At 59.9% G+C, this 22,231-nt stretch carries 18 protein-coding genes, 2 pseudogenes and 1 riboswitch; of the genes and pseudogenes, 2 read left to right on the top strand and 18 right to left on the bottom strand.

The features are described from left to right. Positions 1–22 precede the first annotated feature (22 nt). Positions 23–1,339, bottom strand: coding sequence for a TrkH family potassium uptake protein (locus tag OMP40_RS39035; protein ID WP_277539589.1), 1,317 nt, complete (start codon positions 1,337–1,339; stop codon positions 23–25). 106 nt (positions 1,340–1,445) lie between these two features. Then, positions 1,446–1,591: riboswitch (cyclic di-AMP (ydaO/yuaA leader) on the bottom strand. A 278-nt stretch (positions 1,592–1,869) separates the two neighbouring features. Continuing rightward, positions 1,870–2,400, bottom strand: coding sequence for a hypothetical protein (locus OMP40_RS39030; protein WP_277539588.1), 531 nt, complete (start codon positions 2,398–2,400; stop codon positions 1,870–1,872). 49 nt (positions 2,401–2,449) lie between these two features. Between OMP40_RS39030 and OMP40_RS39025 the strand changes: the two genes are divergently transcribed. Continuing rightward, on the top strand, positions 2,450–3,547 hold the full coding sequence (locus OMP40_RS39025) for a CPBP family glutamic-type intramembrane protease (RefSeq protein WP_277539587.1): 1,098 nt from the start codon (positions 2,450–2,452) through the stop codon (positions 3,545–3,547). 193 nt (positions 3,548–3,740) lie between these two features. Here OMP40_RS39025 and OMP40_RS39020 read toward each other — a convergent pair whose 3' ends face one another. The 3 genes from OMP40_RS39020 to uvrC all read right to left on the bottom strand — a co-directional run bounded on the left by OMP40_RS39020 (position 3,741) and on the right by uvrC (position 7,343). Next, positions 3,741–3,938, bottom strand: a complete 198-nt coding sequence (locus OMP40_RS39020; protein WP_277539586.1) for a hypothetical protein — start codon at positions 3,936–3,938, stop codon at positions 3,741–3,743. 79 nt (positions 3,939–4,017) lie between these two features. After that, a complete protein-coding gene (locus tag OMP40_RS39015) occupies positions 4,018–4,998 on the bottom strand; it encodes an ABC transporter substrate-binding protein (RefSeq protein WP_277539585.1) in 981 nt (326 codons plus the stop codon). A gap of 272 nt (positions 4,999–5,270) precedes the next feature. Next, positions 5,271–7,343: an excinuclease ABC subunit UvrC gene (gene uvrC, locus OMP40_RS39010; RefSeq protein WP_277539584.1), complete on the bottom strand. Its 2,073-nt coding sequence runs from the start codon at positions 7,341–7,343 to the stop codon at positions 5,271–5,273. A gap of 169 nt (positions 7,344–7,512) precedes the next feature. On the opposite strand from uvrC, the gene OMP40_RS39005 reads away from it, so the two are divergent. Continuing rightward, a complete protein-coding gene (locus OMP40_RS39005; protein WP_090110524.1) occupies positions 7,513–7,662 on the top strand; it encodes a YqzM family protein in 150 nt (49 codons plus the stop codon). 226 nt (positions 7,663–7,888) lie between these two features. Here the strand turns inward: OMP40_RS39005 and OMP40_RS39000 are convergent, their stop codons facing one another. The 13 genes and pseudogenes from OMP40_RS39000 to OMP40_RS38940 all read right to left on the bottom strand — a co-directional run bounded on the left by OMP40_RS39000 (position 7,889) and on the right by OMP40_RS38940 (position 21,998). Next, positions 7,889–8,092 (bottom strand): YezD family protein, encoded by a 204-nt coding sequence (locus tag OMP40_RS39000; protein ID WP_277539583.1) that lies wholly within the window; start codon positions 8,090–8,092, stop codon positions 7,889–7,891. Positions 8,093–8,139: 47 nt separating this feature from the next. After that, positions 8,140–9,022: pseudogene (gene cysW / locus OMP40_RS38995) on the bottom strand (sulfate ABC transporter permease subunit CysW). A gap of 14 nt (positions 9,023–9,036) precedes the next feature. Further along, a complete protein-coding gene (cysT, locus tag OMP40_RS38990) occupies positions 9,037–9,873 on the bottom strand; it encodes a sulfate ABC transporter permease subunit CysT (protein WP_277539582.1) in 837 nt (278 codons plus the stop codon). Between the two features lie 36 nt (positions 9,874–9,909). Then, complete coding sequence (locus OMP40_RS38985; protein ID WP_277539581.1) at positions 9,910–11,019, bottom strand: sulfate ABC transporter substrate-binding protein; 1,110 nt, start codon at positions 11,017–11,019, stop codon at positions 9,910–9,912. A 428-nt stretch (positions 11,020–11,447) separates the two neighbouring features. After that, a complete protein-coding gene (locus tag OMP40_RS38980; protein WP_277539580.1) occupies positions 11,448–12,395 on the bottom strand; it encodes an ATP-binding protein in 948 nt (315 codons plus the stop codon). A 424-nt stretch (positions 12,396–12,819) separates the two neighbouring features. Further along, on the bottom strand, positions 12,820–14,328 hold the full coding sequence (locus OMP40_RS38975; protein WP_277539579.1) for a DnaD domain protein: 1,509 nt from the start codon (positions 14,326–14,328) through the stop codon (positions 12,820–12,822). A 153-nt stretch (positions 14,329–14,481) separates the two neighbouring features. Then, complete coding sequence (gene pilO / locus OMP40_RS38970) at positions 14,482–15,105, bottom strand: type 4a pilus biogenesis protein PilO (protein ID WP_277539578.1); 624 nt, start codon at positions 15,103–15,105, stop codon at positions 14,482–14,484. Then, positions 15,077–16,588 (bottom strand): pilus assembly protein PilM, encoded by a 1,512-nt coding sequence (gene pilM / locus OMP40_RS38965; RefSeq protein WP_277539577.1) that lies wholly within the window; start codon positions 16,586–16,588, stop codon positions 15,077–15,079. Before pilM ends, pilO begins: the two co-directional genes overlap by 29 nt. A gap of 17 nt (positions 16,589–16,605) precedes the next feature. After that, entirely contained in the window at positions 16,606–17,364 is a 759-nt protein-coding gene (locus OMP40_RS38960; protein ID WP_277539576.1) for a prepilin peptidase, read from the bottom strand. A 218-nt stretch (positions 17,365–17,582) separates the two neighbouring features. Beyond that, on the bottom strand, positions 17,583–17,939 hold the full coding sequence (locus OMP40_RS38955) for a type II secretion system protein (RefSeq protein ID WP_277539575.1): 357 nt from the start codon (positions 17,937–17,939) through the stop codon (positions 17,583–17,585). 109 nt (positions 17,940–18,048) lie between these two features. Then, positions 18,049–19,258, bottom strand: a pseudogene (locus tag OMP40_RS38950) (type II secretion system F family protein). Beyond that, positions 19,258–20,301, bottom strand: a complete 1,044-nt coding sequence (locus OMP40_RS38945; protein ID WP_277539767.1) for a type IV pilus twitching motility protein PilT — start codon at positions 20,299–20,301, stop codon at positions 19,258–19,260. The pseudogene OMP40_RS38950 and the gene OMP40_RS38945 overlap by 1 nt, the downstream one beginning before the upstream one ends. A gap of 29 nt (positions 20,302–20,330) precedes the next feature. Further along, positions 20,331–21,998, bottom strand: a complete 1,668-nt coding sequence (locus OMP40_RS38940; protein WP_277539574.1) for a GspE/PulE family protein — start codon at positions 21,996–21,998, stop codon at positions 20,331–20,333. Positions 21,999–22,231 lie beyond the last annotated feature (233 nt).

Raw genomic sequence — 22,231 nt, 5'->3', positions numbered from 1 at the left:
CTCCTCCTCCTTCGCCGCCGCTCTATCCGATTATGATGCGTCCCTCGGCGTTCCTGTATAGCGTGCGTCCGGACTTCGAGCCCAGCGCGTACGTCATCGTCAGCGGACCGAGACGACCGATGAACATGAGGACGATGATGATCATCTGGCCGAAGTCAGACAAGTCTCCGGTGATCCCGGCCGACAGGCCCACCGTCGCATAGGCGGACATGACCTCGAAAAGAATAACCAGGAACGCCTGCTCCTCGGTAATCGACAGGATCATGACGGACGTGATGACGATGGCCAGCGACAGCATCGTGACCGTGATCGCGCGGTTCACTTTCGCCCGTTCGATGCGAAGCCCGAGGAGCACGACGTCGGTTCGGCCGCGAAGCATCGCCCAGACGGCGGCCGCGAGCACCGCGAACGCGGTCGTCTTGATGCCGCCGCCGGTGGAGCCCGGCGAGGCGCCGACGAACATGAGCAGCACCATCGCGAACTGCGTCGCGTCCCTGAGGGAACCGATGTCGACGGTGCTGACGCCGGCGGAGCGGGTGGATACGGACTGCAGCGCGGCCGCGAGCAGCTTTTCACCCAACGACAACGGCCCCAGCGTACGTTCGTTCGTGTACTCGAAGATCAGGATCGTGACCGTGCCGAGCACGATGAGGAACGCCGACACCCAGAGCACGACCTTGGAATGGTAAGACAGCTTGCGTCGCGTCCGCAGTTCGACGAGGTCGGACAGCACGACGAAGCCGACGCCGCCAAGCACGATCAGCACGATCGCCAGGATGTTCATATAGGGATCCCCGACATACCCGGCCATACTCCGGAAGTCGCCGAACAGGTCGAAGCCGCCGTTGTTGAAAAAGGATACGCTATGGTATACGCCGTAGTAGAGCGCCTGCCGGAAATGCATCTCGCGCATGAACCGGAAGGTAAAGAGCAGCGCGCCGACCGCTTCGATGCAGAGCGCGTAAATAAGGACGCGCTTCACCAAACGCACGATACCTTCCAGGCTGCCCTGGTTCATCGCCTCCTGCAGCACGAGCCGGTCCTTGAGCGAGAGACGGCGCCCGGCGAAAAACGCGAACAGCGTGCCCATCGTCATGAAGCCGAGCCCGCCGAGCTGCACGAGCGCCAGGATGACCCAGCGGCCGAAAACGGAGAAGTAGCCGACCGTGTCTAGCCTGGAGAGCCCCGTCACGCAAGTCGCGGAGCTGGATACGAACAACGCCTCGAGCCACGGCGTCGGCTGGCCGGACACCGTGGAGATCGGGAGTCTGAGCAGCAGCGCGCCAAGCGCGATGATGACCGCGAACCCGATCGTCAGCACGCGGGGCGGGGGAAGCATAAAGCCAGCCGATCGTTTTTCTAAGCAAAGGACGAATCACCTCGTGTCGGGACGATAGAAAAGCGCGCAAAAAAAGACACTGGAGCTCCAGTGCCTTGGCGCACGGCGGTCCTGTCTGGCAGCCTACGAGGTTAGCTGACGGGTTCGGGCCAGAACAGGCTGCCCTATCCGGCGCTTCGCGCGCGGAATTCACCCCGGAATGCTTAAGTGGTTCCCCCCGTTTTCTTTGCGGAAATTCGGCTGGGTAGTATGATGGAGACATATCTGTCGAGCTTCCATAAAAACATTACACCGCATTATAGTCTGTCCGATAGGTTCGCACAACAGCAGAAATACGAAAAATCGCCTTGTATGAGGATATACGGACGTTATTAGGCCGTGAAACAGCTTTATTACGGGGATTCTAACTCTTTCTCTTGTTTTGGCTCCAATTCCTATCGATAATAAACGAAAGGACCAGCATTCGCGGATAAAATGACGATGTATACGCTTTTTCAGATCATTTCGGAATCGGAGTGGATAATTTGAGATCATCCAAATGGACTGTCGCCGCGGGAATCGGCCTTCTTATCTTCCTGTTCATGCAAGTATTGCCTGCGATCGCGCCGGCTATGAAGGGCGAATCCGGTGCGATCGGCCGGGGAGAGGCGAAGCGGATCGCCTTGTCCTATGCTTCGGCGCACTGGGGAATGGATCTCGGCGAAGGAGCCGATGCAACGATCACGCATGTGGGCGACGACCGGATGGCCGCCTATATGACCAAGCACAAGCTGACCGACGCGTACGACCGCGATTGGGATGGGCGCTACCCGACGGACGTCTACGCCGTGGACCTGCACGGGTCCGGCGGACAGGTCGACCGCGTCTCCGTGCATATGGAGACGGGCGATGTCGTCGGCTGGGCGCGCGTGGGCGGCATGCGGACAGACGAAGACAAGGCAGCCGATCGCGACGTAGCGGCGAAGACCGCCGAGGCGCTCGCCTGGCTCAAGACGCAGCCCGGCTTCGACGCTTCGGCCTGGGAGCCCGTCGGCAGCTTGACCGAGGGGGGGCTCCGTCATCCTGCAGAGCCGCAAGACCGGCCTGTCGGACGCCCATCTGCAGCTGCTCGTGCAGCCCGACAAGGTGCTGACTTACCGGTACGCCCTGCCGGAGTCGTTCGCGGACGAAATCGCGAAGCAGCGCAAGATCGCCGACAAACTGTCGATGACCGGTTTCCTGCTGCCGCAGATCGTCCTGTTCGTGCTCGCCGTCATCTACGCCGCGGCTTGCAGGGGATGGACGTCGTTCAAGCGCGGGCTGTTCCTGTCCGCCGCCTTCTTCGTGATGTACGCCGGATTCATGTTCAACCTGCGTCCGGGATTGCGCGCGTCTTCGGCCGGCATGAACGCGATCGCCGCGGAGAGCGACGTGACGGCGCTGCTGGTGACGAACGTCGTCATTCTTTTCATTCAGGCGCTGCTGACGTACTTTGCCGCCGTCGGCGGCGACGGCCTGTGGCGCTCGATGGGCCGCTCCCTGTGGCCCCGCTGGCAGGATGCCGACTACGGCAGCCGGGTCAAGACGGCCATGAAGCAGGGCTATATGCTCGCCGTGATCCTGCTGGGCGTCCAGAGCGTCGTGCTGACCGGCCTCGGACTGCTGCTCGGCAGTTATTACGGCTCCGATCCCAGCCAGTCTTCCTACAATATGTACTATCCCTGGATGCTGCCTCTACTCGCCTGGTGCGCGGGCATCTCCGAGGAGATCCAGACCCGGTTCTTCGGCATCGGACTCGTGCGCAAGTGGCTCGGCGCGCTCTTCCGCCCCCAACCCGGCGGCGATGCCTCGGACAGCGGCGCGCGTTCAAGCTCCGCCCTGTCCCGCATACTTACGTCGATCGCGGTGCTGCCCGCGACGGCCGTATGGGCGTTCGGCCATGTCGGCTATGCGGTCTATCCGTGGCAGACCCGGTTCATCGAACTGATGATCATCGGCGCTTTGTTCGCCTGGTTTATGCTGCGATTCGGCCTGCTGGCCGTCATCTTCGCGCACGTCGTGCTCGACTCGACGCTCATGGCCGTCCAGATGCTGTCGGACGGACTGTCCGGCGATAATCTGGCGGGCTTCGTCAGCTTCCTGCTGCCGGCGGCCGTCGCGATGCTGATCGCCTGGCTGCACGAACGGCGGCGCGGCGGAACGGGCTCGTCCGCGGCAGTTTCTCGTTAGAACGCAGCTTCGGGAGCCAGGCAGATTGCACAATAAAAGTCCGAGAGCAGCAGCCCTCGGACTTTCCCGGAAATAAAGAGTCTCCGATTAAATGCAACGTCTGCCCCCGCTGCATACCCGATTATCCATTCAAGCTTGAATGCGATAGCGTTAGCGGCGGACTCTTGTTCCAGTTACAATGTTTCACCAATTATTACGAATGTGAATCAGAAGATCTCGTCTTGGCCATACTCGCGACGACGTCCTGATCTTGAACGGTCGCCAGCATTTCTGCGCTTACCGCAGCCATGTCGGCAGCGCCATTCGCCTCGAATTGAAGTTTAACGGCGCGTTGTCTCGCCTCGAATGCTTTGTCGTTAGCCTCATCGGATGCCTTGCGCGCTTTGTTCATTACGGCCATTAACGCATCGAGTTGCTCGTACAGACCCCATCATCCTTCGCTTCGTTTTTTAATCTTTCAACTTGATTTGTTAGCCTGCAGAACCGTTCACGCGCTGCAGCTCGTCCAACAGCATGCTCCTCGTGACCGGATCGTCGAAGTTCCACTGGCTGTCCATCGTATGCACTTGCCCGCTTTTGACGGCAGGCAGCGACTTCCACAGGCTGCCCGTGAACAGCGCCTCCGCTTGCGCCTTGGTCTCGTCTGCTTCGTCCTTCAGAATGTACAGCTCGTCGCCGATGTAGTCCGGCATGACCTCGATCGATATCTCGGCAAAACGCTCGTCGGCGTCGATCAGCGATTGGACTTTGGCCGGCGGCGCGTATCCAAGCGCATCGTACAACGTGACGGACAAGCCCTGGTGGCCCATGACGTACATCGACTTGCCCATCAGGAGCAGCACGGTGGCCGACTTGCCCTGCCTGCCTTTTTGCGCCAGCAGCTCCTTCGTCCGCTTCACTTTCTCGTCGTAAGCCGCTATGTAATCGTCCGCAGCCGTTTCCTTGCCCAACACGGCGGCGATCTCGCGCATACGCTCGAAGCCGCCGTTTTCCGCGATGGCGACGGTCGGCGCGATTTTCTCGAGCGGCGCCAAGCCCTTGTCGTCCCAGTCGTTAAAAAGGATCAGGTCCGGATCTTGGGCCGTCACCTTCTCCAGGTTGGCGGGATAACCGACGTCCGCGATGCCCTGAAGCCGATCGCCGTACGCGACCTGGCTGCCGATGACGCTCAGGCTCGCGCCGATCGGCTTGACGCCCAACGCCAGCAGATCGCCGGGATCGCTGCCGACGTAGACGATTCGCTGCGGATCGGTCGGGATCTCGACCTCGCGGCCTTTGGCGTCGGTGATTTTCTTGGTCGCGCCGGAAGACGAGGGAGCGGCCGCCGGCGAAGCCGATGGCTTGCCGGTGCCTTCCGACGAGGATGCAGAAGCGGATGCGCCAGACAAGGCGTTTTCGTTTTTGCTGCTGTTGCATGCGCTTAGCATAATGAGCAAGAGCAGCAGTCCCACGTACCATAACTTTTTTGTTAGCTTGCAAAATTCTAACCCCCGCATTCAGTCGATAATGATAATCGTTATCAATATAAACCGAAAAGCGGCTGCCGTCAACAGCGATTTGGCCACAATATTCGCGTCCCCAACTGCGCATGCCAAATCATAACGCCGTCGTACCGTCAGCCTGACGAACGTCCGGTTCGCATCTGTCCCAAGCCTTCGAGCGTACCTCGCTAAAAAAAAAGGAAAAAGCAGCGGTTGCGCCTGCTTTTTCCCGTCCGCCGTATCTATATCGTTGGCGCAGAAGATTCTGTCGCGGCGGCCTCGCCGCCTTCCTCTTCGTTCAATGCCGCCAGTATGCGCCCCGCCAGCGCCTCGCCGATGGAGACGGCCTTGAAGTCGGCCGCCGACGCTTCGCGGATCGCCTTGAGCGAGCCGAAGTGCTTGAGCAGCTGCTTGCGGCGCTTCTCGCCGATGCCCGGTATGGCGTCGAGGCGCGAGGCGATCATCGACTTGCCGCGCTTCTCGCGGTGGAAGGTGATCGCGAAGCGGTGCACTTCGTCCTGGATGCGCTGCAGCAGGTAGAATTCCTGGCTGTCGCGCGGAAGCGGGACGATCTCGGCGGGATCGCCGACGAGCAGCTGCGCGGTGCGATGCTTGGCGTCCTTGGCGAGGCCGCACACCGGCACGAACAGGCCCAGCTCGTTGTGCAGCACGTCGATCGCCGCGCCGATCTGGCCCCGGCCGCCGTCGATGACGATCAGGTCCGGCAGCGTCAGCCCTTCCTTCAGCACGCGCTCGTAACGACGGCGCACGACCTCCCGCATCGTCTCGTAATCGTCCGGTCCGGTGACGGTGCGGACGTTGTACTTGCGGTATTCCTTGCGGTCGGGCTTGCCGTCGGTGAAGACGACCATCGCGGAGACAGGCGACGCGCCTTGCATGTTGGAGTTGTCGAACGCCTCGATACGGTGCGCCGACGGGATGCCAAGCCATTCGGCAAGTCCCTCGGACGCCTTGACGCTCCGCTCCTGGTCGCGCTCGATCATGCGGAACTTCTCCTCGAGCGCGACCTTGGCGTTGTCCGCCGCCATCGCGACCAGGTGGCGCTTGGAGCCGCGCCTTGGCACCGACACCTTGATCTTCAGCCAGCCGCGCAGCGATTCGCCGAGCTCGCCGCCCGACTCGTCGTCGGCCGCTTCTCCCGAAGCAGGCTGTTCGCCGGCTTGCGCCGCGCCACCTTCAACAGCCGCGCCGTCCGTAGCCTCCGCCTCCTCCGATTCGTCGGCCGACGCCGCGACGCGCTCGATGAGCGCGTCGTTCAACTTGCCGCCCGCTCCTTCGACAATGGCCGCCGGCGCGCTCTCCGCGTCGGCAGCTTCGCCGGGCGTCACGGGCAGCAGCACCTCGCGCGGCAAAGCCGGATTTTCCGAGTAATATTGGGCAACATAGGTCATGAAATCCTCATAGGCTTCCCCATAATAAGGGAAAACGGATACGTGCCGCTGGATCATCTTGCCCTGGCGCATGTACAGAATCTGTACGCACATCCAGCCTTTGTCCACGGCATAGCCGAAGACGTCGCGGTCCTTGGCGTCGGTCATCGTGATCTTCTGCTTTTCCATGAGCGATTCGATCGCCTGGATCTGGTCGCGGTACTCGCGCGCGCGCTCGAATTCGAGCTCCCCGGCGGCCGCCTCCATTTTGCGCTGAAGCTCCCGCTTGATGTCTCCGTGCCCGCCATTCAAAAATCGCGCCACCTCGGCGACCATCCGCTCGTACTCGGACGGCTCGACCGGGTACTCGCACGGCGCGACGCACTGACCGAGATGATAGTAGAGGCATACTTTGTCAGGCAGCGTATTGCACTTGCGAAGCGGATACAGCCGATCGAGCAGCTTCTTCGTCTCCTGCGCGGCGTAGGCGTTGGGGTACGGACCGAAGTATTTGCCCTTGTCCTTGAGCACCCGGCGGACGACCTCAAGCTTCGGATGCTTCTCGCTCGTGATCTTGATATAAGGAAAGGACTTGTCGTCCTTGAGCAGCACGTTGTACCGGGGCATATGCTCCTTGATGAGGTTGCACTCGAGGATGAGCGCCTCCATATTGCTGCCGGTAACGATGTACTCGAAATCTCGGATCTCGCTCACGAGCCGCTGCGTCTTCCCGTTGTGGCTGCCGATGAAGTACGAGCGCACCCGATTTTTCAGCACTTTGGCCTTGCCGACGTAGATGATGACGCCCTCTGCATTCTTCATGAGATAGCAGCCTGGCGAGTCGGGCAGCAGCGCGAGTTTGTTGCGTATATGTTCGGCCGCCTGCTCGCGGCTCGGCAGCGGCGGATTGGCTTGGACGTCCATGTTGATCGTGCGCCTCCCGGAAATAAATGAGTTCAACGGATGACGATCGCCCGATGCGATCATGTGATCCCGTATTTTCTATTGTACCACAGAAGAAAAGAGTTGCTTTACAAGCGTTTGCGAAGTTGGGTATACTAACGGTAATGACTTGTTTCAGGAGGATTTCCCCATGGACAATTATGTACAAGATCCGCGCCAGCACGTGAACGAAGAGCCCCGCGACGACCTGCAGGATCTCGTATTCGGCTTCGGCGGCATGTTCGGCTTCATGTTCCTCGTGTTCCTGATCGCCGTGATCATCAAGCAAGTGATTTCTTAATCGACGCGACCATGACGAAGCATCCCGCTCCGGGAACCGGAGTACGGGATGCTTTTTGATTGCCGTCCAAGACCGCCTCTATGCCTGAACAAGCCCGAATGGCGCCGATTCTGCCCCCATAATGCCAAAGAGCCCGTCCCTTGTTAAGGAACCGGCTCTCCGGCGCGCAACGGCCGACTTCGCCCGCTTCTCTGCGCCTATGTCTTCCCCTGCTTCGAATTGTCGCCTAATTCGAGGCCACGCCGCTCTGCGGCGCTTCGCGGACGCCCCGGCGCTCCGCCACTTCGTCGAAGCGGCGGCGCTCGGTGCGCTCGATCTGAACGATGCGGCCGTCGTGCACGATAATTTGCACGCTGCCGTATTGCAGCCCTTCTACGGCTTCCGTGATGCGCTGGATCCAGCTATCGTTCAACTCCAACGGCTTTGCCATGTGGACTCCTCCTCGTGTTATCGCCTAGATGATCGTATAATAATCGCTCAATGCGTGCGGCTGTTCGCCATCTTGTGCTCGATGATGCCTTTGACGATCAACGTGACGATCGCGAGCGCCATCAGCATCGAAGCGACCGCGAACGATGCGGTGTACTGATACTCGTTGTACAGGATCTCGATATGCAGCGGCAGCGTGTTCGTCTCGCCCCGGATATGGCCCGAGACGACCGATACCGCGCCGAACTCGCCCATCGCGCGGGCGTTGCAGAGGATGATTCCGTACAACAACCCCCACTTGATGTTGGGCAGCGTCACTTTGAAGAACACCCGCCAGCCTTTGGCGCCCAAGCTGACCGCCGCTTCCTCGTCCTGCACGCCTTGCGTCTCCATAAGCGGGATCAGCTCGCGGGCGACGAACGGGAAGGTGACGAACATCGTCGCCAGAATGATGCCCGGCGTCGCGAACACGATCTTGTAATCGTGGTCCATCAGCCATGGACCGATCAACCCTTGCGCGCCGAACAGCAAAATGTAGACGAGTCCCGAGATGACCGGCGAGACGGCGAACGGCAGATCGATAAGCGTGATCAGCAGGTTTTTGCCGCGAAAATTGAACTTCGTAATCGCCCAGGCCGCCGATGCGCCGAACAGCGTATTGAGCGGAACGGCGACGACTGCGACGGTTAGCGTCAGCCGAAGCGCCGAGATGGCGTCCGGGTCGGAGATCGCTTCCGCATAGGCGTCCCAGCCTTTTTTTGAACGCCTGGAAGATGACCGTGAGCATCGGCAGCACGACGACGAGTCCGACGAAAAGTAGCGCGATCGTGATGAGCGCGATGCGAACGCCGCGCGATTCGTTCAAATGCTTGGGACGGAAGTCCGCATGCGGCGCTTGGGATACGACTGCGGACGGTACGGCTCCTGACATCGCAAGTCCCCCCCTTAACTCGTCCGCAGACGGCGGTTGGTCCACCGTTGCAGCGTATTGATGAGGAGCAGGAGCGCGAACGAGATGAGGAGCAGCACGAGCGCAATTGCCGTCGCTTGACTGTATTCGTATTGCTCCAGCTTCGTAATGATGAGCAGCGGCGTGATCTCGGTCTTCATCGGCATGTTGCCGGAGATGAAGACGACCGAGCCGTACTCCCCGATCCCCCGCGAGAACGCCAGCGCGAAGCCGGTGATCAGCGGCGGGATCAGCTCGGGCAGCAGCACCTTGCGGAAGGTCCGCCAGCGGTGCGCGCCGAGGAGCGCGGCCGCCTCCTCCATGTCGTTTTCCAGCTCGTGGAGTACCGGCTGTACGGTCCGCACGACGAACGGCAGACCGATAAAGACGAGCGCGACCGTTATCCCGAGCGGCGTGTAAGCGACCTTGATGCCGAGCGGGTCCAGCAGCGAGCCGATCCAGCCGTTCGGCGCATAGATCGACGTGAGCGCGATGCCCGCTACCGCGGTCGGCAGCGCGAAGGGCATGTCGATCAGACCGTCGACGATTTTTTTCCCCGGGAAACGGTAGCGTACGAGCACCCAGGCGACAAGAAGGCCGAACACGACGTTGACCAGCGCGGCGAACAAGGAGGTTAGCAAGCTGACCCGGTACGAAGCGAGCACGCGCTCGCTCGTCACGGTGTGCCAGAACTGCGGGAGCGTGAGACCGGCGGTTTTCAAGATCAGCGCCGCCAGCGGGATGAGCACGATAAGGCTCAAGTATAAAATGGAGTAACCCAATGTGATCCGAAAACCGGGCAGTACGCGTTTGGCTTTGACCTGGGAGGCCATGTCGATCGTCCTTCCTCGCTGTCGGGTTAGGATAGATTAACCTTTGGTATAGACTTCGTCGAAGGTGCCGCCGTCGGCGAAGTGCTTTTTCTGCGCCTCGGTCCATCCGCCGAAATCCTTGTCGATCGTGAGCAAATTAAGCGCCGGGAACTGATCCTTATACTTGTCGGCAACCTCCTGAAGGCGAGGACGGTAGAAGTTCTGCGCGGCGATCTCCTGGCCTTCCGGCGTGTACAGGTACTTCAGATACGCTTCGGCGACTTCGCGCGTGCCGCGCTTGTCGGCATTTTTGTCGACGACGGCGACCGGCGGTTCGGCCAGGATGCTGAGCGACGGCGTGACGATCTCGAATTCGTCGCCGTATTCCTTTTTAGCCAGATACGCTTCGTTCTCCCAGGCGAGCAGCACGTCGCCGATCTTGCGCTCGACGAACGTCGTCGTGGAACCGCGGGCGCCGGTATCGAGCACGGGCACGTTGGCGAACAGCTTTTTCAGGAACTCCTTCGTCTTCGCTTCGTCGTTGCCGTCCTGCTGCTGCGCGTAGCCCCATGCTGCGAGGTAGTTCCAGCGCGCGCCGCCGGACGTCTTCGGATTCGGCGTGATGACCTGGATGCCGTCCTTGACGAGGTCGCCCCAATCCTTGATGCCCTTCGGATTGCCTTTTCGGACGAGGAAAACGATCGTCGACGTGTAAGGCGAGCTGTTCGATTCGAACGACTGTTGCCAGTCCTTCTTGATCAAGCCGCTGCCGGTGAGCGAATCGATGTCGTAGGCGAGCGCGAGCGTCACGACGTCCGCTTCGAGACCGTCGAGCACCTTGCGCGCCTGGGCGCCGGAGCCGCCGTGCGACTGGTTGATCTTGACCGTTTGGCCGGTTTCCTTCTTCCAGTAATCGGCGAAGCTCTTGTTGAACGCCTCGTACAGCTCGCGGGTCGGGTCGTAGGATACGTTCAGCAGCTCGATCGATTTGGGCTGTGTCGTCGAAGACGCCGACGGTTCGGTCGAAGCCGAGCCGGAAGCGGAAGCAGAAGCGCTGCCGGAGCTTGCGGCGTTATTGTTGTTGTTTGACCCGCAAGCGGACAGCAAAGCGACGAACAGGGCAACGACGGCGAACGACATGATTCTTTTAGATGATTTCAATTTCATTTTTACATCCCCCTCCGGATATCCGGTAGAAACACGCATAATTCCTACCATTTCAATCGGTTTTGTAAAATCATAGCAGGCGGGTAGGTTTAGTGTCAATAAGCGAAAATTAAATTGCTTATAAGAATTCCTGATAGATGAGCTCGAATCACAAAAATAATCGATCGAAGAATGCCCGTTAAAACGCCAAGTTCTATGATATAGGCGAAGATTGTAAGCCAACGATTCGATACGAAAAATGCCGAAATAGCCCTTTGCAGCCTTTTGTATGCGCATTTGCGCGCAGCGGACGGACTGAGATGCCGTTATTCCAGTACTTGTCGCAGTTTGCGCCTTGCATGCCGCGACACGCATACCAAAAAAAAGCCGCGCAGCTTAGCTGCGGGCTTCGGATGGAGGAAATAAAATGGCGGCAGAACTTGCGAGACTTATCCGCGCTGGTTGCGGCCTCGCACGTGCACGATGTCCACGAACGGACGTATCCGGTCCATGAGACGCTGGCCTTTGTGAAGCTCCTCGCCTTCCTTATGGGTGAAGCTGAAGTGACGTTCGAGCGATTCCAGGTCGTGATTGGAGGTGTAGAAGGTCGGCTTGCGGTTCATTCTGTGGTTCAAAATCGCGCCGATGACGTGATCCCGTACCCACGGACTCAGGTTTTCCGCGCCGATGTCGTCGAAGACGAGCAGATCCGTTTCCTTCATGAGCGTCATCGTTTCTTTGAGCTTCTGCGGCTCCATCATGAGCGCCTTGGCATCCTCGACGAAGTCGGGCATGTAGACGATGACGCCGGTCTTGCCTTCCTTGGCCAGCTTGTGCAGCAGATAGGCGGCCATGTACGTCTTGCCGGTGCCGAAGCTGCCCATCAGATAAAGCCCTTTTTTCTGCAGACCTTCGGTCCGGGTCCGGTTCACGTAGGCGAGCAGTTGCAGCACGGCGTCCTCCCGCTCCCCGTCGAGGTCCAGCATCTGTTCGGCCTCGTAGCTGTCGGCTTCGATATCGACGTTGCTGCTCAGGCTCGTGATTCTGCGGCGTACCTGCTCCTGATGCTCGTTGGCCAGCCATCTCGCGCACGGCGTCTTCCCGTCGAACAGCTGCCACTTGCCGTTCTGCTCCGCGCAGGTGATCGACGTATAGTGGCCCTGCATATCGTTCGGACAGCGTTCGAGCCCCGGACAGCTCCTGCAGCTCCGGTCCTCCTTGGCATACTGGTACAACTTGTTCAGGTTAATGCGGAGGGTCCGTTCTTCCAGGCCGGGATAACGGCGGCGAATCTGCACGACCAGCGGATCATCGAGCACCCTTCGGGCGAGACTGTCCAGATCGCCGACGCCCGGCGCGGCCTTCCAGCTGCGCAGCGCTTCTCCAAGCGACTCCATCGCGATCCCTCCTTTCCATGGCGAGATTGGTCAAGCATATATCGGGTCAATAAGACGATGGCACGGCGTTAAGCAGCAGGTTTGGCGTTCGTTCACGCATATAAGACGATGCCGCGGCGTTATTTGATCAGTCAGGCGTTCGTTCACGCATATAAGACGATGCCGCAGCGTTATTTGATCAGTCAAGCGTTCGTTCACGCATATAAGACGATGGCGCAGCGCTATTTGATCAGTCAGGCGTTCGTTCACGCGTATAAGACGATGACGCAGCGTTATTTGATCAGTCAAACATTCGTTCACGCTTATAAGACGATGCCGCAGCGTTATTTGATCAGTCAGGCGTTCGTTCACGCAAATAAGACGATGGCGCGGCGTTATTCAGTACGGAAGCCAGCCGTTCAGCAATACGGGATCCGTCGCGCGCTCAGCTCTTGTCCAGCTGCCGCGCCAGGTCGCGGAGCCGCTGACGCTCCTCGGCGGACAGCGCCTTCGCCGGGCCCTTGTCCTCGACGACGGGCATGGACGGCTTGCGCGCGCCCGACGCGCCCGCGCGGCTGCGGCTTGACGCCGTCTTGCCTTTGCCGGCCGGAGCGGGTTCGCTCTCGCCTCTGCGTCTGCGCTCGAGCGTCTCGTTCAGCTTCTCTTGCTCGCGCACGTACCGAATGGCTTTGTCATAAGAATCGATGCCCTTGGCAAGCATATTCGCAGCGACCGAATCGATGAAGCTCGCCGTCAGGCGCTGCGCGTGATTCGTGCCGAGTACATAATGAATGAGCACGTTAATGACGGCCTCGGGCAGCTTGTAGTTCAGATCGATGCGCTCGAAGATGCGCGCGAAGACGTCCGGCACGGAGCCCGGGAAGAAGCGCTCCAAAAACCGCGTATGCGGCTCCTGCATCAGCATCCGGCCGTATTCGTCCGGCGCGACCTGCTTGCTGAGCCGCTCCGGCACCTCGAACGGAGGAACGGCGTATAGCGCTTCGTCCAACGCGGCGGCAGCCGCCTCGCCGGAAGCCGCTTCGCCAATGCGCGACAGGTAGCGCTCGCGCTCCTCGCCGCGCTTGCGGCCTTGGCGGTAGATCAGATTCGCCCGGGACTGCAGCTCGTCCCAATGCAGCGTCCCGTCCGGCAGGAAGACGCCGTCCTCGTCCAGCAGACGGCTGACCTCCGGCAGCTCGAGATCGAACTTGTACGCAAGGAAGTTGATCTGGGCCATCGACTCGGGCGCCCGGTTCAGCCGCTCGACGTAAACCCGGTTCGACGACCCTCGCGGGAAGCGAAGCAGCAGCTCGCTATGACGCACGCGCTCCGGCTGGGCAGCGCCGACGGCTTCGCGAGCGGGTGCCGGCTGCGTCGGGGACTGCTCCAGCTCCGGATCGATCTGCGCCGCGTTGATGCGGAACAGCTCGTAGAACGGCACCGTGATCTCCTCGCGGTTCAGAAATCGCGCGAGCCCCGAGGGACTGCGCGGCGCGAGCGATTCGCGAAGCTCCATCAGCGCCGGCTTGCCGATCCGGTCTCTAAGCAGCAAGGTCAAATGCAGATTGGCAAAAAACTCGCCCGGCGCAAGCGGACGCTGCAGCACATACTCGTAGAGCGTCTCGTCCGCAGCCGGATCGTGCTGCCTGAACGTCTGCAGGAGGCCGATCGCCTCCAGCTTCGAGGCGCTCTCGACGAGCGACTGCCGCCCGGCCGCATTCGGCTCCAGGCCCAGTCCCAGGAACAGCCTGCGCTGCGCCTCGGGCTGGACGCAGCCGGTCTCGTCGTCGCCAAGATGGTGATACAGCAACAAATATAAGCCGATAGAGAGCGCGCCCGCCATCGGTTGATAGAGTTCGGCCAGCACGCGTCGCTCCAGTCCGCCGAGCGAGAAATCCCGGCAGGCGGTATAGCGATGATGCTCCGTGAATTCTAGCTTGTTCGACACTCGCATACCGTATTCGACAACCTTTTTTCGTAGAGTGTCTCTCTATTGTAGCATATCCTTCGGTCCCGCTGGGGGTGGAAATGAGCCCTACAAAAATGAAAAGAGGACGAGGCGGAGCGTCGCTCCGTCAGCGTCCCCTTGCGGTCAGGGAATTCGGCGTTACTCTTGGTAAGGCAGCAATTCCTCGTCTACCAGATTGCGATAGGACGGGTCGAAGTAGGCGGTAAAGTTGACGTTAAGCGTCATCGCCTTGCCCATGTCCGCGGGCGACGGCTTGGCGATCGCGAAGTTGTCTACCGAAACGAGACGCGGCAGCTTCTGCAAGGCACCGATCCACTCGAGCAGCCGGTCGTACGTGCCTTCGATGGCGACGGCCGTCTTGAGCTCGCCGACCGAGGCATAAGGCGTTTGCTCGCCGCCCAGCATACTCTGAAGCTGGTTGCCGTCGGACGCGCTGAAGGTTGCGTTCAGCAGCGCTACGCCCGTCGCTTGGCTAACGTTTTTCAGATCGAGCAGCATCTGCTCCGTATTGTCCGAGAGCGGAAGCGCCTGCTGGACGGACGCGTCCGAATATTCGGATGCCTCACCGCGGCCTTCGGCGGCTTTGTTCGCGAGCAGCTCTGTCTGGCTGCGCAGTCGCGCGGTCTCGTCGCTCTGTTCGGACAGCCGCTCATTAAGCGGCATCTGCTTGTACACGACGAACAGCAGCAGGAGCAGAAAAAGCAGGACGACGCCGATGAGGCCCAGCGAACGTTTATTGAGCTGCGTCTGCAGTCCCGTCATCTCCCTCTCCTCCTTCCGGCTTCTTCATGTCGAGCGAATAAATCGCCGTCTTGGAGACGAGCACGGCCGGGCCTTCTCCGGCGGGGCTCTGCGCGACCGACTGCAGCTGCGCCGACGCGGCGAACGACATACGCTTCAGGTCGAACAGATAGCGGGACGCGCTGTCGTAATCCGGCAGTTGGACGGTCAGGCCGATCTGTCCCAGGCTGCTGTAGCTGACGCTTTGCAGTCTGCCGCCGGACGGCAGCTTGCGCTCGAGCTCCGCCAACACCGCGATCGCGTCGCGGCGATGGCCGCGAACGTCCTCAATGACTTTGAGCGGATTCGTTTGCCCGGTTTGCTGGCTGTTTTTCGCCTCCAGACCGCTCTGCAGCAGCGCGACCTGATCGTTCAACTGCGCGATCGTCTTTTCGCCGGCCCGAAGATCGGACTTGCTGTCAAAATAATAATAGGAAACCGTCGCTGCCGCCAGCACCCATACGGCCAAAGATGCCGCAAGGATAAGCGGGTACAACCGTGCATCGCGATCGACGCGCGGCATGAGATTGATTCGATTCTTGTCCTGATGCCACAGCGCGAGGCCGACGGCGACGCGATTGTCGTCTGCGCTGTAGGTATGCTGGGTCGCGTAGGTGTCAAAGGAGAACGCCCGGACGCTCACTTCCGGTTGCGATTGCTGCAATTCCGCATGCAGCTGGTTGCGGCCTTGATTCGAGCCGACGATCAGCGCCTCGGTAATTCTGGCGTTGCCTTCGTGAATGCTGAACTGATAAAAGTTGAGCATCCGCGCGATCTCGGCCGTTACTTCGGACAGCTGGCTCTCGGTAAGAGCGCCGTCCGCATCGCTTTGTCCGTAGAGCGCGATCGTTTTCAGAAAAACCGGATATCCGCCGTGGAACATATAAATCTCGAGCGCGCTCGCGTCGAGGTTGATCAGCATCGTCTCTTCGAACTTCTCGTCCTGCAGCTCCCGGATCGCGCGCGCCAGCGCCGTCGCCGACAGTTCGATGCCGGACACTCTGAGGCCCGCTCCCTCGACCATGTCCGTGTAGGACTGGATGAGCTGCCTGGAGGCGGCGAATATGAGTACGTTCGTGCTCTCCGCTTCCGTGCCGAGCTTGATATAATCGTGCACGGGGTCTTCGAAAGGAAGATGCAGCGTCGTCTCGACTTCGAGCGCCACGAGTCCGGCCAGGTCTCTATCGCTCGTGCTCTGGATGCGCAGGCGGCGGACGATGACATGCGAAGTCGGAAAAGTAAGCGTCACGCTCTGGCCCTGCAGCTTCTCCGCCCTCACCCAATCCGTCAGCAGGCTGCGAGTCTCCGTATAGTCCGCGATCCGGTCCTCTTCGAACAGACCGGGCGGCAAGGGGAGCACGTTGACGCGTTCGATTTCCCAGCTTTTCTTTTTTTTCAGCTTAACGAGTCTTGCCCCGGACGGATCCAGGGTCAGGCCGATGGTCTTGGCGCCTGATCCGAACATTGTGAGTCACGCCCCGTTCAGGTAAATAAAGATAAATAAAAATCGATCGCACCGGCCCCGTATGCGTAAGCGAGACAAGCGCCCAGCGCCAGAAAAGGTCCGAACGGCACCGGCTGCTTGCGCCTGACGACGCCGAGCGCCAGCAGGGCGCCTCCGACGAGCGTGCCGGCCAGACAAGCCGCGACCAGCGCCACGATCGTGTTCGGCAGGCCGACGACGAAGCCGAGCACCGCGAACAGCTTTACGTCTCCGAGCCCCATCCCGCCCTTCGACACGATGACGATGAGCAGCAGGATGCCTCCGCCGGCTGCCGCACCCAGCAGGTGGCTCCACCAAGGGATATCGTTTGGGAGCAGCAGACAGGCCATAGCCAGAATCGGCGCAAAAAACAGCAGCACCTTGTTCGGAATGAGCATCGTCGCGAGATCCGATACGGTCACGATAACGCAAAGGCTGACGAACAGCAGCCCGATGAGGGCGGCTGCGCTCCAGCCGAAGCTGGCATATACCCAGACGAACAGCAGCCCCGTGGCGGCCTCGCCTAGCGGATAAAGCGGGGACACCGGCGCCTTGCAGTGGCGGCAGCGGCCCCGCGACAGCAGCCAGCTCGCGATCGGCACGAGGTCGCGTCCCTTGAGCCGCGTCCCGCATCGCGGGCAGCGCGACGGCGGCGACACGATCGACTCGCCCGCCGGCACGCGCAGCGCCACGACGTTGTAGAACGAGCCGAGCACCGCGCCGAGCGCGAACAAGTATATATATAGAAGAATCGTCATGATGGCGATGGTCGCTTTCGATGTTAGTTAGGTTGGTTAGGAAAAAGGAACCGGTTGGGCCGGTTCCTTTGTTAACAAATTAAGGAGTAGTAGGTTCTTCATCCGTCGGCGTTACATCACTCTTACTCGCAAGTACATCTGTTCCTTTATAATATTTTAAACCAGTTCCGCCTGTTGTGGTCGAGTAAGATACATATAATAAAGCACCCGTTGCATGGTCAAATACAACTTTCCCTCCGGTAATTTTGTTTTTTTGTACTAGGCAAGACTAAGTTGTCATCCAGATAATCTTTTGTTTGCAGCGTAGTTATAGCTACTTCAACATTGGAACTTCCGCTCCCTTTTGTATCTCCACCTAATTCAGAAGTAACATATAATCTTGCAGCATCATAAATTTGACGAGCGGTTGAAATGTCTGAATCCTTTTTCGATTTATTAATTATTCCGCCGATCAAAGGCACCGCAATCGCCGCAATAACCGCCAGAATCACGATTACCGCCAAAAGCTCGATCAGCGTAAAACCCTTTTGATCTTCCTTCGCCTTGCCGAGACGCTTCATTACAGCCGTTCTCATTGCCAATCCCTCCGCTTTTCATCTCAATTTATAAATCTATATGTTCTAGCGCCTGATGACGCATGGACAACCTTTTCTTGTACTTCCTTCTTGCGCTTCCTTTCCCCGATCAACCCATCTGCCCGTACAGCGTGAACATCGGCAGCATGATTGCGGCCACGATGGTGCCGACGAGCGCGGCGAGGAAGACGATCAGCAGCGGCTCGAGCAGCGATTTGAGCCTGTCGACGGTATTCTCGACGTCCATCTCGTAGAAGTCGGCGATCTTCTCCAGCATCTGGTCGAGCGCGCCGGTCTCTTCGCCGATGGAGATCATCTGCGTGACCATCGGGGGGAAATACCCACGATTGCTTCAGCGGCTCGGACAGCGGATTGCCCTGGCGGAGCGAGTCCGCGGACTTGCGAATGTAGCCGCCGATGACGACGTTGTTGACGAGGTCCTCGACGATCTGCAGCGACTGGAGCACCGGCACGGAGCTCGCGTACAGCGAGGATAGCGTGCGCGTCAGCTGAGCGATCGCGCCTTTTTGCGCCAGCTTGCCGAAGATCGGTACCTTCAGCTTGCCGTAGTCGATCCAGTAGCGCCCTTTGTCCGTACGCTTGGCGACTTGATAGGCGACGACAAGCGCGGCCGCGCCGAGCAGCCACAGGTACCACTGATGCTCGATCGACTTGCTGAGCGCGAGCACCATGAGCGTGATCGCCGGCAACTGCGCATTCATCGATTCGAACATGGAGACGAACTGCGGCACGACCGCCTTCAGCAGGTAGACGACGGCGCCGATCGCCAACACGCCGACGACGAGCGGATAAGTCATCGCCGACTTGATCTTTTCCCGGGTGACATGCTGCTTCTCCAGGAACTTGGCGAGCCGCTCCAGCGTACCCTCGATGTCGCCCGTCTCTTCGCCCGCGCGAATCATGCTGAGGAAGATGGCGGGGAAAATCTTCTTGTGCTCGCCGGCCGACTGCGAAAAAGACACGCCGCGCAACAGCCCCGTATGTACGTCCAGCAGCGCTTTTTTGAGCGGCTTGCTTTCCGTCTGCTCGGCCAGAATGGCCGTCGCTTCGACGATGCTGACGCCGGCGCGCATGAGCGTCGCGAACTGGCGGCAGTAAATGATGAAGTGCTCGTGCTTGACCGGGTTGCCGATGTAGATGTCCGCGTTGAGAAAAGTCGTCTTCTGCTCGTTGAGCGACAGCACGACGAGATTGCGCTTGCGAAGCTCGTCCATCGCCGCCGACTTGCTCGACGCCGACAGCTTGCCCTTGATCTGCCGTCCGGTCTGACTGCGAACCTGGTAGAGAAAGTCCGCCATCAGAGGACACCCGACTCAGCCAGGTAGGCCCGCGCGTAGGCCGGCTCGACGGCTCCTGCCTGAAGCAGCTCCTTGATCGCGTTCTCCAGCGTATGCATGCCGAGCTGACGTCCCGTCTGCATGACGCTCTTGATTTGATGAATCTTCTCCGTGCGGATCAGATTCGCCACTGCCGGCGTATTGACCAGAATCTCCGTCGCGCAAGCTCTGCCCCGGTTCTGCGTCCGCGGCAGCAGCCGCTGCGAGATAACGGCGACGAGCACTGCGGCGAGCTGGGCGCGAATCTGCCCTTGCTGGTGACCCGGGAACGCGTCGATGATCCGGTCGATCGTCTGCGGCGCGTCGGTCGTGTGAAGCGTGGCGAACACGAGGTGTCCGGTCTCGGCCGCCGTCACCGCGGCGGAGATCGTCTCCAGGTCGCGCATCTCGCCAACCAGGATGACGTCCGGGTCTTGGCGCAGCGCGGCGCGCAGGCCGTTGGCGAAGCTTTTCGTATCGCTGCCGACTTCGCGCTGGTCGATGATCGACGAGCCGTGACCGTGCAGGTACTCGATCGGATCCTCAAGGGTCACGATATGCTTTTTCTCATGCGTGTTGATGTGCTTGATCATCGCGGCCAGCGTCGAAGACTTGCCGCTGCCGGTCGGCCCCGTCACCAGGATCAGTCCTTGCGGCTTGGCGGCGAGCGTGCTCAGAATCGGAGGCAGCTGCAACTGCTCGAGCGTCGGAATCTGCGTGGGAATCGTCCGCACCGCGATGCTGACCTTGCCCCGCTGCCGGTAGGCGTTGACCCGGAACCGGGACAGCCCCTCCAACTCGTAAGAAAAGTCCAGCTCGCCCGCGCGTTCGAAGCGCTCCGTCTGCTCCGCGTCGATCAGCGCAAGCGCCATATGCGCGGCCTCTTCCGCCGTTACTTTCTCCTCGCCGACGGGTTGAAGCTTGCCGTGCACCCGCAGGATCGGGGGCGAATCGACCGAGATATGCAGATCGGACGCGCCGGCCTCGTGCGCCGCGCGAAGCAGATCCACCATGCGGCTCTTCATTGCTGCTGTCATCGTCTCTTCCCCTCTCCTTAATAGGCGACGGTCTCGCGGATCACTTCCTGAAGCGTCGTGACGCCGCTAAGCACCTTGGCGAGTCCGTCGTCCATCAGGCTGATCATGCCCTGCTCCGCCGCGGCGGCCCGGAGCTCCTCGACGGTCGCATTTTCCGACACCATCCGGCGAAGCGAATCGTTCATGCCCAGCACCTCGTGGATGGCGACGCGCCCGCGATAGCCCGTCTTGTTGCAGTTGCCGCATCCTCTGCCCGCGTACAGCTTGTCCGGCGACAGCCCCCGTCCCCGCAGCAGCATCGTCTCCTGCTCGGTCGGCTCGTGCGCGCTCTTGCACTCCGGACAAATGCGCCGCACGAGCCGCTGGGCGACGACCCCGATGAGCGACGAAGCGACAAGATACGGTTCTACGCCCATGTCGCGCAGCCGGGTCACCGTGCTGATCGCGTCGTTCGTATGGAGCGTGGACAGCACGAGATGGCCCGTCAGCGAAGCCCGGATCGCGATCTCCGCCGTCTCCGTGTCCCGGATCTCTCCCACCATGACGATGTTGGGATCTTGACGAAGGATGGAGCGCAGGCCGGCCGCGAACGTCAGCCCGATCGTCGGATTGACGTGAACCTGATTGATCCCCTCGAGCTGGTACTCGACCGGATCCTCGACCGTGATGATGTTGGCGGCTTCCTGGTTCAAATGATTCAGCGCGGAGTAAAGCGTCGTCGTCTTGCCGCTGCCGGTCGGTCCGGTGATGAGCAGGATGCCGTACGGGCGTTCGATCATTTCCCGGAAAATAGCCTGGTTGCGATGGCCGAAGCCAAGCAGATCGATCGACTTCACCCCGGTGCTCAGATCAAGAAGACGAAGCACGATCTTTTCCCCATGAATCGTCGGCAGCGAGGAAACCCGGATATCGATCGTCCGGTTGTCGAACGACATCTTCATCCGGCCGTCCTGCGGCAGACGCCGTTCGGCGATGTTCAGCTTCGCCATGATCTTAAGGCGCGCGGTGATGAAGCCCTGCATCTGCTTCGGAATCGTCCGCTCCGTCCGCAGCACGCCGTCCAGCCGGTAACGGATCGACACGCTCGCCTCGCCGGGATCGACGTGAATGTCCGACACCCGCAACTGCATCGCTTGTTGGATCATCTGGTTGACGAGCCGGACGACCGGAGAATCCTCGTTGGTGATCTCCGTCTCGCGGATCTCCTCCTGCGTCGTCGGAAGCTCGCCCATGATCTGGCTCATCGAATCCTGAAGGCCGTAGTGGCGGGCGATCGCGCGGTTGAGCTCGTCCCGGCTCGTAATGGCCGGCTCGATCCGGAAGCCCGTGCTCATCCGCATCTCTTCGATCGCGAAGTAATCGAGCGGGTCAGCCATCGCGACGAGCAGCTTGCCGCCTTCCTTTTGAATCGGGATCGCCTGATATCGACGCGCCAGCGCTTCGGGAAGAATCTGCGTAATGGAGGGTTCGATCTGGTATTTGAAGAGGCTGACGTGCGGGATGCCGAGCTGGAATTCGAGCACTTCGATCAATTGCTGCTCGTTGATGTAGCCCTGCGTGATAAGGAGGTCCCCGAGCTTCTGCTTCGTCTTGCGCTGCTCCTGCAGCGCCTCCTGAAGCTGCGCCTCGGAGATGATGCGGCTTTCGACCAGCAAGTCTCCCAATCTCTTCTTTACGATCGCCAATCCGACCACCCCTGACACTAGTTCAATAGTCCTTATGATATCTATGTTAAATGCGTGTAAATTTCCAGTGAAATAAATGATACCGCTCGACTTATTTCCAAGTTTTTTCTCAGAAGGATTATATATCGCCGCGTAATGAAAAGACAAGCAGCTTTTTGTGCCATAAAAACCCATAAATCGACAACAAAATTGTTCAGTTTTTTTTCAGAAGAATATGGTAAAATCGGTTCGGA

This window comes from Cohnella rhizosphaerae, from assembly GCF_029525575.1.
Classification (GTDB): domain Bacteria; phylum Bacillota; class Bacilli; order Paenibacillales; family Paenibacillaceae; genus Cohnella; species Cohnella rhizosphaerae.
Note: the sequence above shows the minus strand (reverse complement) of the source record. Positions and strands in the feature narration are given on the sequence as shown.

Coding starts and splice junctions, on each gene's coding strand:
- OMP40_RS39035 (WP_277539589.1), bottom strand. CDS start 1,339: ATGCTTCCCCCGCCCCGCGTGCTGACGATCGGGTTCGCGGTCATCATC.
- OMP40_RS39030 (WP_277539588.1), bottom strand. CDS start 2,400: ATGACGGAGCCCCCCCTCGGTCAAGCTGCCGACGGGCTCCCAGGCCGA.
- OMP40_RS39020 (WP_277539586.1), bottom strand. CDS start 3,938: ATGAACAAAGCGCGCAAGGCATCCGATGAGGCTAACGACAAAGCATTC.
- uvrC (WP_277539584.1), bottom strand. CDS start 7,343: ATGGACGTCCAAGCCAATCCGCCGCTGCCGAGCCGCGAGCAGGCGGCC.
- OMP40_RS39005 (WP_090110524.1), top strand. CDS start 7,513: ATGGACAATTATGTACAAGATCCGCGCCAGCACGTGAACGAAGAGCCC.
- OMP40_RS39000 (WP_277539583.1), bottom strand. CDS start 8,092: ATGGCAAAGCCGTTGGAGTTGAACGATAGCTGGATCCAGCGCATCACG.
- cysT (WP_277539582.1), bottom strand. CDS start 9,873: ATGGCCTCCCAGGTCAAAGCCAAACGCGTACTGCCCGGTTTTCGGATC.
- OMP40_RS38985 (WP_277539581.1), bottom strand. CDS start 11,019: ATGAAATTGAAATCATCTAAAAGAATCATGTCGTTCGCCGTCGTTGCC.
- OMP40_RS38980 (WP_277539580.1), bottom strand. CDS start 12,395: ATGGAGTCGCTTGGAGAAGCGCTGCGCAGCTGGAAGGCCGCGCCGGGC.
- OMP40_RS38975 (WP_277539579.1), bottom strand. CDS start 14,328: ATGCGAGTGTCGAACAAGCTAGAATTCACGGAGCATCATCGCTATACC.
- pilO (WP_277539578.1), bottom strand. CDS start 15,105: ATGACGGGACTGCAGACGCAGCTCAATAAACGTTCGCTGGGCCTCATC.
- pilM (WP_277539577.1), bottom strand. CDS start 16,588: ATGTTCGGATCAGGCGCCAAGACCATCGGCCTGACCCTGGATCCGTCC.
- OMP40_RS38960 (WP_277539576.1), bottom strand. CDS start 17,364: ATGACGATTCTTCTATATATATACTTGTTCGCGCTCGGCGCGGTGCTC.
- OMP40_RS38955 (WP_277539575.1), bottom strand. CDS start 17,939: ATGAGAACGGCTGTAATGAAGCGTCTCGGCAAGGCGAAGGAAGATCAA.
- OMP40_RS38945 (WP_277539767.1), bottom strand. CDS start 20,301: ATGAAGAGCCGCATGGTGGATCTGCTTCGCGCGGCGCACGAGGCCGGC.